Below are 15113 nucleotides of genomic sequence, written 5' to 3' on the forward strand. Positions count from 1 at the left end.
CTATTTCAAGTTGCTCCTATATTTGCAAATAGGTTTACCTATATTATATCCGACTAATAGCTGGAATTCAACCAAAAGCCAAGACAGGTCTGAACATTTATTGCACAGACCGAACGAAAGAGGCATCCTGTTCCCGCTCTGCTTCAGTCCGTTCTAAACTTGCGCTGCTAGCGCACATCACCATTCCCCGCAGGCGAATTTCAATGTGCTCGATGCGTATTAGTTCAGATCTGCCTGAACTGTTACACCCGTTTACAGAATTTCTTCCAAAATTTAATGAGGGTACTTGAAAAATTCAAGTACCCTATGTATAATTTACTTAGAAGTAATCAAAAGACTTACGCTTGTCTAATGATTTCGCTTCGGATATCTGTAGTAATTTATAGTTACCAGCTATCCTCTATTGCAGTAGAGGATAGCTATTTTTTATCATGATGATTATCTATGTAGGTTAATGCTGCAAAAATTACCAGCACTAATGTCAACACTTCGAGTGTATTCATGCTACATGTCCTCCTTCGTTTATTTCCGAAGGAAACCACCAGACTATCCTCTGACCTCTTTTCAATTATACAAAGCTATTTTACCATGCAGCCATCACTAATTCAATTGTTCTGCAGTTAACTATCAAACACTTTTTTCCTTCGAAACATCATCTCCGGTATAACCAGGCAGATCCCCGCCAATCCGGCAACCAGTACAATCCCCCATCCCACCGGATATCTGAACACATAATAGGAAAGCCTCTGCTCCATATAAATACAAATCAGCTTCAAGATCCCGCTTCCCACCGTCAACATCAGAACTGCCACAATCAGGCAATAATACAGCCCCTCCGCCGCCAGCATCCTTCGCTCCTGCCGCCGGGTCATGCCTACACTTTCCATAATCTCCAGTTCTCTTTTCCTGGACAATATTCCTGTGATCATAACATTAAAATAGTTCGTCAGCCCTGCAAATAATAACACTGCGCTGATGCTTCCAAGAATCAGCCGGTTCCCTCTGATATAATTGGCCGCCTCTGCCAGCAGGTCCGATTTGCTGATGCAGAAGATTCCTGCCTCCCCGTTCTCCTCGTCTGCTCCTGTTCCTGTCATCTTTTCCCGCCTCCGGTTCTCCCGGGATATCATATTTTGAATCGCTGTCTTTATTTTTGGCTCCTTTTTTTCATCCACATTCAATTCCATATAAAGCGTTTTTTTCTCCGTAGGCAGCTTCTCAAAGCCCTCCCTGCTGATCAGATAATAAACCATTCCCTCTGCCCCATGCCAGGTCTGCCGTATATCAGGAAATCCTTCTGCACGGTTATCCAGGTAGCCGCTTAAAGTAAACATATCCGACTGTTTTCCTCCAAGCGCCTCTTCCTCTATTACGCTGTCTCTCTCCTTTGGACTCAGCTGATTCCAAATCATCCAATCTTTTTTAGACCGCATTGTCGTAAAATACAGCGGTTCTCCCACGCTATCCTTTGCCAGCCTCTCCTGTTTCGGTGAAAGCTGATGATCATGGAGAATCATCACGCCGGTGCCATTTTCCAGGCTGTCCATATCCACCGGCAGTTGATTGTCCTCCACATACTGCCGCAGAGCGGCAATCTCCCCGTCACTCAGAATCTGGACGACATCTTCAAGCCCGCCTTCAATCATGGCATAGTTTTCACCATATCCGACGCCTTCTATTACCTGAGCGTTTTCATTAAATGAATCTCTTTTATCCAGTAAGGGCATCACGCCTTTTCTGGAAATAGTGGAAGTCATATAAGCCCCTTCCATGATGTATGACTTCTCTTGATCCACCCCGTCAAGGCTTAATAAGGCTTCTCTGACTGCTGAGGAAATGGGGGAAAACTCATCATAGGAATTGCCATATAATAAGTATAGGATATCCCCTTCTGTCAGCATCGGATCTTCACCCACATCTCTCGATTTATACTCCCTGCCGTATCCCTGTTCCTTCCCCCACTCACTGAATTCACCGGCAATCAGAAAGTCCGGACGCTGCTCGATCACATGCACATAATCACTGCCCCTAGTAATAACAACAGCCCCCAGAAAGGTTTCTATCCCAAGAAACAGGGAAAACACCGTCAGTAAAAATCTTCCCCGATGTCTGGTCAGATTCTGCCATGCCATGTACCACAGTTCCCCGGCAGCGCTTCTTTTTCGCCTCTTATGTTTTATTCGTACCCGCTTCGTTTCTGTCTTTCTCCATTTTGCCTTCTTTTGCCGGTTTCTTATCAGACCGGTATAATTCATACTCTCCACACAGGATACATTTACGATGTGGTGAATGACTCCTGCCGCTGCGCTTATGGTGAGCATCACTGTAAATACGATGGAAGCCGCCAGAAGCCCCGGCCGGAAGATCTGCAGTTCTCTCGCGCCTCCATATCCGCTTAAGTACTGGTTCCCCAGTATCTCCGGTATCACTGCCAGCAAAACAAAGGCTGACAGAAGTGTCCCTGCCAGCACCCCTGGAATTAAGATTCTCAGAATCTGCCCCAAATAAATTCTTTGCATCTGTTTTTTCGTTGTCCCGATTGTATTTAAAAGCCCCATCTGGCGGATGTCTCCTGCCATAGAGATCTGCATCACATTTTGGACCAGGAAAAACATACCGCCCAGGATAAGCAGTGCGCCAAATGCGGCCATGCCATACCCTCCTGCCAGCCGGCTGACTGCATCGTGGGCATAAGTATTGGCAGCGGTAATCTTCGCTTCAGACGCCTTTTGGGAGACATCCTGATATAAACGCTCTTCCGTCTCCTGCCAGTCCATATGATCAGACTGGCAGATCAAAATATCTGCTTCTTCCCAGATATGATACCCCCAGTCCTCCACTTTCTGCTCTGCTATATATCCCACTGCCGAATTGGACGTCTCCCCCACATAGTCTGTATACCAGCCGCTGAGACGGAATTCTTCCTGTTCCGTGCGGATCAGTCCGATACTTACCGTAAGGCCGATCCGCATCCCCATCTCCGGATGATCAATACCCAGACTTTTCAGCGACCTGGCAGAAAGCATAATCTCCTGCTTTTCCTTTGGATAGTGTCCGTGAATATCCGTATAAGCCGGTTTCCTAATCTCCTCCCACGCCGCATCATCCAGCGCCTGAATCCTGCAGATATACTGATTACCGTCAGCCGCCTCTCCCAGAGTTACACACCTTCCTGCCCGTTTCACATAACGGAGGGAACAAACCTTCTCATACTGAGACTGGTCTGCATTCTCGATGCAGACTGATGCTGCGGTTCCTGCCGCCCTTACCGCCTTCGTATATTCTGCCTGAACCTTCCCGAATGAGATTCCAAATACCATGGTCAGCGTAACAATACACAAAATAACCGTTCCCAGGAGAATCCGGTTTCTGCCCTTATTGCATTTGCCAATCTCTCTTGAAAGCATTTTAACCACCTGTTTGTTTTGATTCGGGGTAAATCCTTTTCCTGCCATAACTTACCCCTCCTGCCCACTGATTGTGCCGCTGTTTTGTATATATTCCTCCCACTCTGTCCGGCTGCAAGCTTTGCCGTCATCCTTCGCACACTCTGTCCTGCCGCAGATTCTGCCATCCTCCATCCGGATGACACGGTCTGCCATCTGCGCCACTTCTTCCTGATGGGTTACCACGATTACTGTCTGATGGTATTTTTCCGCACAGGATTTTAAAAGCCCCACCACCTCAGTACTTGTAACGGAATCCAAATTACCGGTAGGTTCATCGGCCAGCAGAATAGCCGGTTTGGTCAGAAGCGCCCGGGCGATTGCCACTCTCTGCTGCTGTCCGCCGGACAGGGTCTGGGGCAGCCGCTCTAATCTCTCATGGATTCCAAGAAGTTTTGTTACCTCTTCCAGCAATTCGTAATCAATCTCTGCTCCATCCAGCCGTAACGGGAGCACAATATTTTCATAAACACTGAGTACCGGAACCAGATTATACTGCTGAAAGACAAATCCAATATTCCTTCTGCGAAATACCGTCCGTTCCTCAATCTCCATATCCTTCAGGCTGTTTCCGCGGATCCAGACTCCGCCCTCCGTGGGGATATCCAAGCCTCCAAGCATATTCAGGAGGGTTGTCTTTCCGCTTCCCGAGGTTCCGACAATTGCCACAAATTCACCGTCTCTTACCGAAAGAGTCACTCCGTCCAGTGCGTGGACCTCATAAGTATCTGTGATATAGTATTTTTTCAGACCGGCGGCCTTCACAATTTCCATAAATTCTTTTCTCCTGCTCTGTATTTGGCAGCGTACATATCATAGCCTCAGAAGCCTGAATCCGTTTTCTGCCATATACTAGTATATGGAGTAAATCTAACAAACTTCTAACAACGCGGTTGGAAAACAAAGTTCAAGCATCAGCCCCGGGTGCATTCTCTTAGCCACCAGGAATCCGCCATGTCTGTTCACGATCTCCCTCGACAGATACAGGCCGATCCCGAATCCTTCCTGGGTGGTGACATCCTTTCCACGGTAAAATCTTTGAAAAATCTGATTCTCCTCCCCTGCCCCGATACCGATTCCATAATCTCTTACCCGGATCTTCAGGTACATTTCATTTTGTGACATGGATACTTCCACCCTGCCTCCGGCTTCACTGTACTTCACGGCATTTTCCAGAATATTAAAGACTGCCTCTCCCAGCCAGTTAGGATCATGCAGGAAAGCTGCATTTTCCAAGAAAGAGATGTCAAACTGAACCCCCTTTGTTTCTGCCTGTGGTTGGATCTGTCCCAGAGAATTTCGGAGCGTTTTCAGTATATCCTTGTCTTCTTTCTTTATCTGGATGATATGCTGCTCCAGCCTGGACATTTTGATGAAACTTTCTACAAGAAAATGTAATTTTTGCTGGCTGTTCTCAATCGCAGCCGCATATTGCAGAGACTGCCTGATATCAGAAGAACGGTTGGCGGAATCAGGATTATTACCGGCTGCTCCTGTTGAATTCTCCTCAAGATTTTCTTGCAGGAACCCAAGATATGTCTCCATGTTCATCAAAGGAGTCCGCATCTGATGCGCAATTTCTGCGATCAGTTTCTGTATCTCATCGCGGCTCCTTTCCGCTGCATCTTTTCTCCCCTGCATCAGTTCCTGGACCCGCACCAGCTGATGTTCAATCCTTGCGTACAAAGTCTCTTCTCCCGAAGCAGAGGCTTTTATTTCCCGTTCATTCAGAATCTCATCGGTCAGCCCTATCATCTTCTTCAGTTCCTGTTTCCTCTGTTTTCTCTGCAGGCAATACATACCGATGCCGCCAAGCAATCCCCCTGCCAGAACGGATATGGTCATGATAAAATACATACTATCTGCCTCCGATCCGATACCCCAGCCCAAATACATTATGAATATACTCCGGCAGTTTTGCATCCGGTTCTATCTTTTTTCTGAGCCGGTTAATTGTGACACTGACCGTATTATCCACCACAAACTGGCCATCCAGACCCCAGATCTGCTCCAGGATATTTTCTTTCGTCAGCACTTGCCCCTGATTCCTCATCAGATACTCCAACAGCTGATACTCCTTCGCGGTCAGGGCGATCTCCTGTCCCTTTAAGAAGACTTGTTTTCTGTCGGGATACAGCGCTATATCCCGGCAGGAAAGCATCTGCTCTTCGCTGCTGCGTTTGAATACCGCGTTGATTCTTTTCAAAAGCACTTTCATAGAAAATGGTTTCACCACATAATCATCCGCACCCATGTCAAACGCGGCCAGCATGTCCTGCTCTTCATCCCTCGCCGTCAAAAAAATGGCGGGAATGTCCCGTTTTTTTCGGAGCTCCTGATACAGTGTGATTCCATCCCCGTCCGGGAGTCCGATATCCACTAAGAGCAGGCCCTCCGTCTTCCCCAGCAGAGAGAGGGCCTCCTTCTTTGTATGTACACATATGGTATGATAGCCTGCATTTTGCAGGGCAATATCTAAAGCTTGATTCAATAAAAGATCGTCTTCTATAATTCCAATTGTCATTGCGCTTCTCCTAATGGTTCCTTTTCTTAAAAGTTCAGGCGTGGCTGAACTGTTCCTCTTTTTCATTTATTCTACCACGAATGGCAATAAAATGCGGAGCAGTTTCCTGCTCCGTGCTTATTTTATTTATAGTGCCCATATCGCCGTACCGCCTCATGCATCGCAGCCAGATTGTCCGGCGGTGTCCCCGGCGACAGGTTGTTTGCCTCCTTGATGATAAACTTCCGTGTGAAGGGCTTGACAGCTTCCAAAATAGTTTTCGCCGCATTGGCGACTTCCTCCGCCGTGCCGGCACGCAGTGTCTCGACATGGACACCGCCTTTAACCGTGATGTCAGGTCCCAGCTCGCGAACTACCCTGCCATGGTCAATGGGGAAGCCCGTATCGAATATGCCGGCGTTCAGTTCCCGCACCAGTGTGGGGAAGAACCGGGAAGCATCCCCGCAGAGATGGATCCAGCCCGGCTCCTCCCCTGTACACAGTTCACGCATCATCTTTTTGTGGAATGGCAGTATCAGCTCTGTATAGGTTTCCAGGGACAGCAATGCAATGCTGTCGTCGGCAAACCCGAAGGATTTTGATTTTTCCGGCTGGCCATAGCAGCGGCGCAGGGCCTTATTCCTCGCAATAACCGCCTCCGTAATATAATCCAGCAGCTCCATCATATAATCCTGATCCACATAGAGATCCATGCAGGCCTGCGTAGCGCCGATCAGGCTGCACGCGATAGTAAAGGGGCCATCTGTTCCCAACCCCGCCATCCCCGGGCTGCCCAGGGGCTTTCCTTTGTACGTATATCCTTCCTGCCGCTTATTTTTAAAGAACTCATAGTGGGACAAAAGTGTACTTACAATTCCGCCGAGAGGATCCGTCAGGGGGCGCGTATTTTTTAAAAGTTCATATTTCGTCGTTTCATCCGCGCATACTTTTGTGCCCGGTTCATTGCACCCATGGAATGCAATCTCACAGCCCAGGCAGGCTCCTTCCAGAACATTTTGAAAATCCGGGTACGGTGTTATCTCCTGCAGATTCTCAAAGCCCATGATGCGGTCGCTTATGAGTGATTCCGCACAGTATTCCTGGAACTGGCATTGAATTTCCAGCATGATCTGCGGATCCTTTAAGTATTCCTCAAACGTAATCCGGCGCGGGTTCAGCATTGGATCCGAGATGATCATCCGTGGATTCATCGCAAGCTCCATCATAACACGCTCACATTTGCCTTCTTCCGCCTGCTGCAAAAGCCTGCGGACTTCCTCATTATGCTTTTCATAATTCATGTTAACACGCTCCTTCTCTACTCTGTATACTAACAGTTTATACAGGAATCCACAGCGCGTCTTCCAAGATATGATCATCCTTTGATTCTGTACATTTTTTCGGCCGGAATCACATTTCAGGCGGGCCCCAGGCTGTTACAGGCCAGAGCCTTAGACAGTCTGTTACTGTTCACAGCCTGCGGGCGTGCACAGTAACGACGGTCTTCCATTTGGCGGCCAAATTGACATTTTTTTTATCCCATGATACAGTAAAACGGTATCCTAAAGGCATAGAAAACAGGATGGCCTTTGGGTAAAGCTGATCGGAATATCTGCTGCCGCAGGCTTTGCCGGGTAAATAAAGCATTTTATACGTTTTCCAGAATCTATCAGGAGGTGCCCCAGATGAACTCCCAGAATGTTCGAATAACCACAGATTTTTCCGGGTTGGATATCCCCAACCTTCACCTGATGTCCCGCGTCGAATACCGGGGATCTGACAATGCTCCTCTGAAGCCGCACCTGCATAAGGATTGTTTTGAACTGTGCTACCACTTCGAAGGCCGGCAGCACTATGAACTGGGGGGCCGCCTGTATGATGTGCACAGCGGCGATATCTTTATTGCCATGCCGAACGAACTGCACAGTACCGGCTTGTGGACAGAAGAAAAATCAAAATTTTACTATCTCATCTTTTCCTGTATGCCTGACACCAGAAATTTCCTTGGTCTGGACGACGCTGCATCCGATTGTATCCGCGACACGCTTTATTCAATCCAGACACGTTTATTCCGGGGAATTCCCATTTTGAAGAAGCTGATGGATGAACTCTTATCCATCAGTACAAATCCTTCCCCATTTTGCCGTGCACGGACGGTCAGTCTCCTGACTGAGCTTTTTTATCACCTGTCCAGGTTATTGCAGGCAGAGAATACCGGAACCGATACGATCCCGGAGGATATCCGGACTATTATCGACTATATGGGTGCACATCTTGACGAAAGCTGCCGTTCGGAATCCCTGGCCGGTCTGATTCACCTCTCTCCGCCCCAGTTTCAGCGGAAATTCCGGAGAAGTACCGGGTTTTCACCTTATGACTATTTACAGCGCCTGAGAATTGATAAAGCCCAGGAACTGCTTACCGGTTCTGAAATGTCAGTCACCGATATTTCGCACTCCCTCGGCTTTTCTTCCAGCCAGCACTTTGCCGGTGTATTCAAACAATATACCGGCCAGACTCCATCTGCGTTTCGTCGGAAATTAAGATAGCTGATCCCCCCTGATAATTCACTGTTTCCAGGCCGATATGTACTAGTACAGCAGTGCGTTCATCTTTCAGTAATAAGCGCCTGATATCTGCGTCAGAGTTGTGCCTGCTTTCACGACACCGCTTTGCGGCTGCATACCTTATCGCTGCGTATACAGCTCCCAAAGGGTTTTTATGATATGCGCTGTGCATATAAGTCATAATTAATCTGCCATTCACCGTCATCCTTCACTCTTATATCCTGCCAGTGAAAATTATGATCCTCGATTTTGACAAAGACCCATTTTCTCTTTTCATCCTCAATGTTCGTAAGGACTATCAAACCGTCTTCTTTTCTCGCCTCAAGCCGCATAATTTTTCCTGTATAACAATAGGCAATATCCCAGGCACACGTACCGGGATTATAGACGCGGAGCGTCGTTCCGTATTCATAATCGGGCAGGATAATAACATCCTGAATCGCCATACCATCAAGAACCCATGAAAAATGCCATTCCCCCTTAATTGAGCGGGAATTACTATTATCTATATAGTCGATTTTCCAACTGCCGATCAGCTTCCCGAAAAAATTAAATTCTTCAGGCAGCGCCGCATTTTTACATTCGCTTGTCAAAGTTTTGAGAAAGTTTTGCATTCGTTAATTCCTCCGTTAATCTTAATAATGTCTGCTACAAATTCCGCTTAAGTTCATCCACAACGGTATTCTCCACTTTCATGCTTTCCTGACACTCACTGCATTCGCTGTCATGGATAGAAATAATACCGCCGCATTTTGGACACGTATATTTCCGTTTCTGCATTTCCATAAACCTTTCCACCCCGTGTTGACGAACAACTTCACTATTCTCCATAAGGCTCGCCTGATACCTTTTGTTGTAGCTTTTTTCAAGGTTTTTGATCAGTTTGCAGGGATAATCGGAACATGCAAAGCAATAAGACAGCCCTTTCGCCTTGGCACAATCTTTTATCTTACATTTACGGCAGTGTTCAGGCTTCCCCATATCGCTGTTTAAACATCCGGCGCAAGGCTTTTTATGATAACAATGCTTATAACAAACCATACAGTTCATACCACAGGGAGCAAACATACCCGTATTCATGTTTTCTGTTGGCATTTTCATCGCACACCCCCGCTTATCTCTATTTTTTCTAGTTTCAATTCTATCACATTTCCGATGGTTTGGAAACCGTGCATATTAGTTTGCAGACCTTCGTTTTTCGGATGGATGGAGGCTGCACTGCCCTGCCAAACGAATCCATCCACTCCCCCCATTTAGAGCCTCTCCGAAGAACGCTTCTTTCCGACTGGATGAACCCATCACCGTGAAGGGACAGCAAGGAAACTCCGGAAGGGTATATGCCCAGCGGAAGTGCTAGAGTACATCTTAGAAATTCTTAGTAGAAAAAGGCAGAAAATTGGAGAGAAAACGTGCTACCGAAGCGCGTTTTCTGCTGACCCAGCGCGAGAAATCATCAGATTTCTTGCGCTGGGTCAGCTGTACTCCAATTTTCTGCCTTTTTCTACTTAGAATTTCTTAATGTACGGGTTGCACTTCCGCTGGGCATATACCCTTCCGGAGTTTCCCGGCTGTCCCTTCACGGTGCATCCCTATCCCCCGAAAGTCTTTCTTCGCCTACTATTTCTCCGGCACCGGCATATAAGTTATCCGGCTCTGCTTCAGCCCCATCCTCACATTCAGCTCCAGCATCATGACTGCAGACTGCGCAGCCTCCAGCACGCATATCTCATAGCCTGCAGCGTGCAGCCTGGCCTGTACGGTTTCCGTGACATCAACCATGGCTGTACAGCCAAGAACAATCACCTCTGCCCCATCCTCCCGGATCGCCATTAAACTTTCTGCATAAAGCGCATTACAGAGCTTTTCATGACTAGAGAGATCAAGTACCGGTATATCTATACTGCGGACACACGCGATGCGCCCATCCAGATGCGCCTTTGCGATATTGCCTTTAATCAGAGGAAGTACGTTTGGAAGCACCGTAACGATCCCGATCCGGTCGGCCAGCCCCATGGCAAGGTGCATTACCGGCTCGAAGCCGCCTACCACCGGAATATTTACGCGTTCCCTCGCGGCACGCACACCCGGATCTCCAAAACAGTTGATAAACACGCCTTCATATCCGGCCTTTTCTGCTTCGATACAGTGTTCGATGATATCCGGCGCGCACATCGCCTCATCATATTCGCATTCAATACTCGGCGTCCCTTTTGTAATCTGAACCACATCTATCTGTGTATCCGTGCTTAAATACTGGTTGATATAACGTTCCATTTCCGGTGTGATCACTCCCGCACCTGTAACCGGTATGATATCCAAAAGTTTCATCTGCTTTCTCCTCCTCTTTTCCTGGCTTTATCATGCCTGCTGATTTTAATTAGAATAAGATAATTGAGAATTTAGCCTGTCATTTTGGGCTAAGCCTGCAGTTCTCCTGCCGCCTTAATTTTCACCCGGTTTGTATTGCCCGGATAGTACGCAAGCGGCACGTCCTCCACCTCAATAATTTCGACGGTACTGCGGATTGCGCCTGCGCCGACAGCTATCTCTACCGCCTCGGCCTTTGCCTGCTCCAGCGCCTGTTCTCTCGGGATCTCATCATAGTTGATCAGCTTTTCAAAGGTGCCGCTGACTTTGGAAATCGCAGAACCAATTGCATTAGCACACCCGAAATGCTCCGGCTTTGTTACGCTTGCAGCGCCCTCTAAACGATCTGGCAGGATAATAGATCCGCCGCCCACAAGGATGACATCCATATCCGCATTGGAGATCTTCATTGAATCAATGGAGTCCTCCACAAGTCCGCGAATGACAGCCATTGCCTTTTCTGCCGTTTCCCGGCTGATACACTCCGTTTTCGTTATGTCTCCCAGTTCCACCATCCCTAAACGCACTGCAATATCCGTGGCCGTCATCACATCACCGCCGAATATAAGTGCCTTTTTCGTGATTTCAAACCCTACACTGTCCGGTCCCACTGTGATGGTTCCGTCCTGGTGTTCCCGCACGATCGAGCCTCCGCCCAGTCCGATTGAAATCACATCCGGCATACGGAAATTAGTCCGGACGCCGCCGATGGTAACCGCCACACTGGACTCCCGTGGGAATCCGTTCTGGATCACGCCGAGATCCGTTGTGGTACCGCCCACATCCACCACAATTGCATTTTGAATATGACTCAGGTAACCGGCTCCGCGAATGGAATTAGTTGGGCCGCAGGCAACCGTCAGAATCGGGTAGCGGCGGGCATATTCCATTGTCATCAGCGTTCCGTCATTCTGAGAAAGATAAACGTCGGCATGTTCAATTCCTTCTTCCGCAAGGCTGTTTGCAAAGCCTTCCGTAAACCGCTCGGCCACGCGGTAGAGGGCCGCATTGAGGATGGTTGCATTCTCACGCTCTATCAGCCCCATGGAACCAATTTCGCTGGAAATAGATACATGCACATCATCGCCCATCACCTCACGGCAAAGCTTTGCCGCCGCCAGTTCATGCTCATTGCGGACTGTGGAGAAGACGGATGAGATTGCAATAGACTTGATTCCCTGCTCCTTCATATCCACAAAAAACTGACGCGCTGCCTCCTCGTCAAACACAGCCAGTTCCTTTCCGTCGTACTCAAATCCCCCGCCTATAATCGCGCTTCCGACTGCAATCTTCTGAATGTCTTCCGCCCAGTCCACCATCGGGGGGATACCCAGCGTAGCTGGCGCACCGATACGCAGAATACCGATCGGCGCCAGTGATTTTCTCTCCACAATCGCATTCGTGCACTGCGTGGTGCCAAGCATTGCCTGTCCGATCTGGCTTCTGTCAATCCCGGATACCTCGAGGACCCTGCGCAGCGCTCCCATAATTCCTTCATAGATGTCTTCCGAAGTCGGATATTTAATTTCTGCAGCCACCTGCAGGTTTTCATCAATCAGTACGGCGTCCGTGTTGGTTCCGCCGACATCAATACCAAGCTTATACATTACTTTCTCCCTCCCCTGCATCGCTCCTCCAGCGGTATATAATCGGTATCACATCCAAAGTAACGTGGCCCTACCAGCTCCAGCCCCTCCGGTGTACGCCACATTTCAAAGCATTTCAGCCCAACTACCAAGACTCGTTTCCCGTATTTCAGGGCATCCGTCGTAACAGGGGCAAAGGTTTCCGTATCCACCAGGCAGATCAGATCCGGCGTGGTAGCAAGGATCTCCCCGTCAACCTCTGCCGTAAGATTCTCATTCTGGAACTCCACGCTGGCGCTTCTGCCGCGGTCTTCCCCGATTCCCTCCAACATCACCCTGCCGAAGTTAAAGGCGCCGCGTGTCTCACGCAGGACATCTGCGATCTTCCCCTTGAACAGCCGGAAGCCTCCGGAAAATTCCAGGAAATGCTCCTCCGGCGTTTTTCCGGTGCATTCCTTTACGGTACGGATCGCTTCCCCCAGCTGCTGGCTGCGGGTAACAATATTTCTCACCGCATATTGTTTCATCTGTTCGCCTGTCATCGGATACAGAGAGACGGATACGGAACCGCCGCAGCTCATTGTCACTGCCCGTGCAAGTTCCTCCGTCCATTTATTTGTAATGGTTTCAAAAATAACACTATTGCCTTTTTCGTCTGTCAGCGCCATCGGAGAAGCGCTGATGCCGCCAATTGTAAATGTCACCATCTGCAGCTCCGGAAAGGCTCTTCCCATGCCATCCGCATCCACCAGCGGAAGGCCGAGGCGGGCACACGCCGCGATCGGAAGCATACTGTTGACCCCTCCTGCCTCAATCGGCATGAATGCATAAATTTTCTTTCCAAAAAACCGGCTAACCATATCATGCAGCGTCTGATATTCCTTGCCGCCGATCCCCTTTTCCCCCAAAACAGTGGGTGCCCCCATCATGGCGATTGGAATTACCAGCGCATCATCCGGCACTTCCTCCGGCTCCAGCAGCGTAACAGGCCCGCACTCCTTAACGGCGCCGACAGCCACCAGCTTTCCCACATAGGGATCGCCGCCCCCGCCGGCTCCAAGCAGAGCCGCCCCAAGGGCAATGTCTTCAATTTCATTTATTCCTATCGTTCTCACAATCAACTTCTCCTTTTATTTTTTTTCCTTTGTTCTATACTGATGTGGCAGACTGTTCTGCCGCAGTACGTCCCGAGAGTTTCATAAACAGTACATACAGTACCATTGACACTACGATCCCATTAATCGGACCAATGAAAAACGGTATGTTCCAGGACGCAAGCGGCGGAAAATATGTAAAGGTTCCACCGGTAAGGCAGGCCGCAAATGCTCCTATGAGAAAGGCAAGCATGCCTTGTACACACACGCCGTCCCGGATCCGGAAGTTCTCTTTCTTTCCCTTTCCTACAATCCAGTAATCTGCGATCATAACCCCCACAAAAGCCGGTACCAGGGCGCACAAGAGTGTTAAAAATGCCTGAAACTTGTCCATGATTCCCACGGCTGCCAGAATCGTTCCTACGAATCCTGCAATTCCTGTGCAGATACGGCTGCGCTTTTCGTCAAGCCCAAGCAATATCGAGAGGGAAAGTCCGCCGGAATACGCATTTGTTACATTTGTCGTCCATGTCGCCAGAATCAGCGCCACGAGTCCAATCGCCGGAACGCCTGCTGCGGTCAGCACAACACTGATATCATACTGCCCCGTTATAATCGAAAGTGCCGCGCCAATCAGTAGAATCAAAAGCCCTGCCGGCAGTACTCCAAGAACTGAGGATTTGATAACATCCTTCCTGTTTTTTGCGAAACGGCAGTAATCCCCGGCAATAGAGCCTCCCACTGCAAAGGAACCAACCGTAAGGCTGACGCCGCTTAAAATACTTATGGACGCCATGGGCTCATAGACTGCGATTGCATGAATCCCATCGTTTCTGACGATTGCAACAATGACTCCATACAGCAGAACCACAATCAAAAGCGGCACTGCAATATAGTTCAGCCATTTCAGGCCCTTAAATCCAAAACACGCCGTTGAAACCATAATAATTCCCCATACCACAGAACACAGCCAAACCGGAAGTTCAGCCCCCGTCATAGATCCGATCATGGAGGAAAAAGATGCGCCGCAGACCGCTGCCTGAATCCCGAACCAGCCGATGCAGGCAATCGCAAGAATCGCACTGATTACATACTTTCCGCCGGTCTCTCCCAATGCACCGCCGGCCATTACCGCAGTGGGAAGTCCTGTATCGCACCCCTGCATCCCCATAAAGCTCATATAAAGGCAGACAATGCCATAGCCGATTAAGATTGTAATAATACATGTTCCAATGGACATTCCTTCTCCCAGCATACCGCCGACCATCAGGCACGCCACACAAATCATTGCACCGATCCAGACAAGCGCAATAGACTTCCAGCTCTGCCGCTGGCTTTCTGCAATCTCAAACCCTGATTTTTTCTCACTCATAATCTCACTCCTCCTGATAGAAAATACAGCCAACAAGGGGGCAAACCTGCATTGGCTGTTTCATGCAGTATATCACTACAGTGCGATAAAGTTAATTGTCACAGGGGCAAAAAAATCCCCTGCGTCCTTTGTCCAAAAGGACAAGGGACTCAGGAGATAAGAAAAAAGCCTCTCTTTT

General features: G+C 48.7%; 12 protein-coding genes. 1 reads left to right on the forward strand and 11 read right to left on the reverse strand.

The genetic code is table 11. The annotated features are described in order from the left end of the window. Positions 1-620 precede the first annotated feature (620 nt). From ARB69_RS10240 to ARB69_RS10260, 5 genes are all read right to left on the reverse strand, one after another. Positions 621-3455, reverse strand: coding sequence for an ABC transporter permease (locus ARB69_RS10240; protein WP_055152931.1), 2835 nt, complete (start codon positions 3453-3455; stop codon positions 621-623). A 3-nt stretch (positions 3456-3458) separates the two neighbouring features. Beyond that, entirely contained in the window at positions 3459-4220 is a 762-nt protein-coding gene (locus ARB69_RS10245) for an ABC transporter ATP-binding protein (RefSeq protein WP_055152933.1), read from the reverse strand. Positions 4221-4316: 96 nt separating this feature from the next. After that, entirely contained in the window at positions 4317-5303 is a 987-nt protein-coding gene (locus ARB69_RS10250) for a sensor histidine kinase (RefSeq protein ID WP_242857575.1), read from the reverse strand. A 1-nt stretch (position 5304) separates the two neighbouring features. Then, the gene (locus tag ARB69_RS10255; RefSeq protein WP_055152935.1) at positions 5305-5970 is read right to left on the reverse strand and encodes a response regulator transcription factor; all 666 of its coding nucleotides are present in this window, start codon (positions 5968-5970) and stop codon (positions 5305-5307) included. 122 nt (positions 5971-6092) lie between these two features. Beyond that, positions 6093-7250, reverse strand: a complete 1158-nt coding sequence (locus ARB69_RS10260; RefSeq protein ID WP_055152937.1) for a uroporphyrinogen decarboxylase family protein — start codon at positions 7248-7250, stop codon at positions 6093-6095. A 384-nt stretch (positions 7251-7634) separates the two neighbouring features. Here ARB69_RS10260 and ARB69_RS10265 point away from each other — a divergent pair, with 384 nt between their 5' ends. Continuing rightward, positions 7635-8498, forward strand: coding sequence for an AraC family transcriptional regulator (locus ARB69_RS10265; RefSeq protein WP_050640508.1), 864 nt, complete (start codon positions 7635-7637; stop codon positions 8496-8498). 170 nt (positions 8499-8668) lie between these two features. Here ARB69_RS10265 and ARB69_RS10270 read toward each other — a convergent pair whose 3' ends face one another. From ARB69_RS10270 to ARB69_RS10295, 6 genes are all read right to left on the reverse strand, one after another. Further along, a complete protein-coding gene (locus ARB69_RS10270; protein WP_050640509.1) occupies positions 8669-9130 on the reverse strand; it encodes a hypothetical protein in 462 nt (153 codons plus the stop codon). Positions 9131-9164: 34 nt separating this feature from the next. Further along, a complete protein-coding gene (locus ARB69_RS10275; RefSeq protein WP_050640510.1) occupies positions 9165-9617 on the reverse strand; it encodes a DUF3795 domain-containing protein in 453 nt (150 codons plus the stop codon). A gap of 516 nt (positions 9618-10133) precedes the next feature. Beyond that, the gene (locus tag ARB69_RS10280) at positions 10134-10844 is read right to left on the reverse strand and encodes an aspartate/glutamate racemase family protein (RefSeq protein WP_055152939.1); all 711 of its coding nucleotides are present in this window, start codon (positions 10842-10844) and stop codon (positions 10134-10136) included. 89 nt (positions 10845-10933) lie between these two features. Then, positions 10934-12490, reverse strand: coding sequence for a hydantoinase/oxoprolinase family protein (locus ARB69_RS10285; RefSeq protein ID WP_055152941.1), 1557 nt, complete (start codon positions 12488-12490; stop codon positions 10934-10936). Further along, complete coding sequence (locus ARB69_RS10290) at positions 12490-13584, reverse strand: DUF917 domain-containing protein (RefSeq protein WP_055152943.1); 1095 nt, start codon at positions 13582-13584, stop codon at positions 12490-12492. Before ARB69_RS10290 ends, ARB69_RS10285 begins: the two co-directional genes overlap by 1 nt. 34 nt (positions 13585-13618) lie before the next feature. Continuing rightward, the gene (locus tag ARB69_RS10295; RefSeq protein WP_055152945.1) at positions 13619-14935 is read right to left on the reverse strand and encodes a cytosine permease; all 1317 of its coding nucleotides are present in this window, start codon (positions 14933-14935) and stop codon (positions 13619-13621) included. Positions 14936-15113: the final 178 nt, after the last annotated feature.

The sequence above is a fragment of the Faecalicatena contorta genome (assembly GCF_001404335.1).
Lineage (GTDB): Bacteria > Bacillota > Clostridia > Lachnospirales > Lachnospiraceae > Faecalicatena > Faecalicatena contortus_B.

What these genes read in the sequence shown, in the direction of transcription:
- ARB69_RS10240 (WP_055152931.1), bottom strand. Translation starts at nt 3,455, where the DNA reads ATGGCAGGAAAAGGATTTACCCCGAATCAAAACAAACAGGTGGTTAAA.
- ARB69_RS10245 (WP_055152933.1), bottom strand. Translation starts at nt 4,220, where the DNA reads ATGGAAATTGTGAAGGCCGCCGGTCTGAAAAAATACTATATCACAGAT.
- ARB69_RS10250 (WP_242857575.1), bottom strand. Translation starts at nt 5,303, where the DNA reads ATGTATTTTATCATGACCATATCCGTTCTGGCAGGGGGATTGCTTGGC.
- ARB69_RS10255 (WP_055152935.1), bottom strand. Translation starts at nt 5,970, where the DNA reads ATGACAATTGGAATTATAGAAGACGATCTTTTATTGAATCAAGCTTTA.
- ARB69_RS10260 (WP_055152937.1), bottom strand. Translation starts at nt 7,250, where the DNA reads ATGAATTATGAAAAGCATAATGAGGAAGTCCGCAGGCTTTTGCAGCAG.
- ARB69_RS10265 (WP_050640508.1), top strand. Translation starts at nt 7,635, where the DNA reads ATGAACTCCCAGAATGTTCGAATAACCACAGATTTTTCCGGGTTGGAT.
- ARB69_RS10270 (WP_050640509.1), bottom strand. Translation starts at nt 9,130, where the DNA reads ATGCAAAACTTTCTCAAAACTTTGACAAGCGAATGTAAAAATGCGGCG.
- ARB69_RS10275 (WP_050640510.1), bottom strand. Translation starts at nt 9,617, where the DNA reads ATGAAAATGCCAACAGAAAACATGAATACGGGTATGTTTGCTCCCTGT.
- ARB69_RS10280 (WP_055152939.1), bottom strand. Translation starts at nt 10,844, where the DNA reads ATGAAACTTTTGGATATCATACCGGTTACAGGTGCGGGAGTGATCACA.
- ARB69_RS10285 (WP_055152941.1), bottom strand. Translation starts at nt 12,490, where the DNA reads ATGTATAAGCTTGGTATTGATGTCGGCGGAACCAACACGGACGCCGTA.
- ARB69_RS10295 (WP_055152945.1), bottom strand. Translation starts at nt 14,935, where the DNA reads ATGAGTGAGAAAAAATCAGGGTTTGAGATTGCAGAAAGCCAGCGGCAG.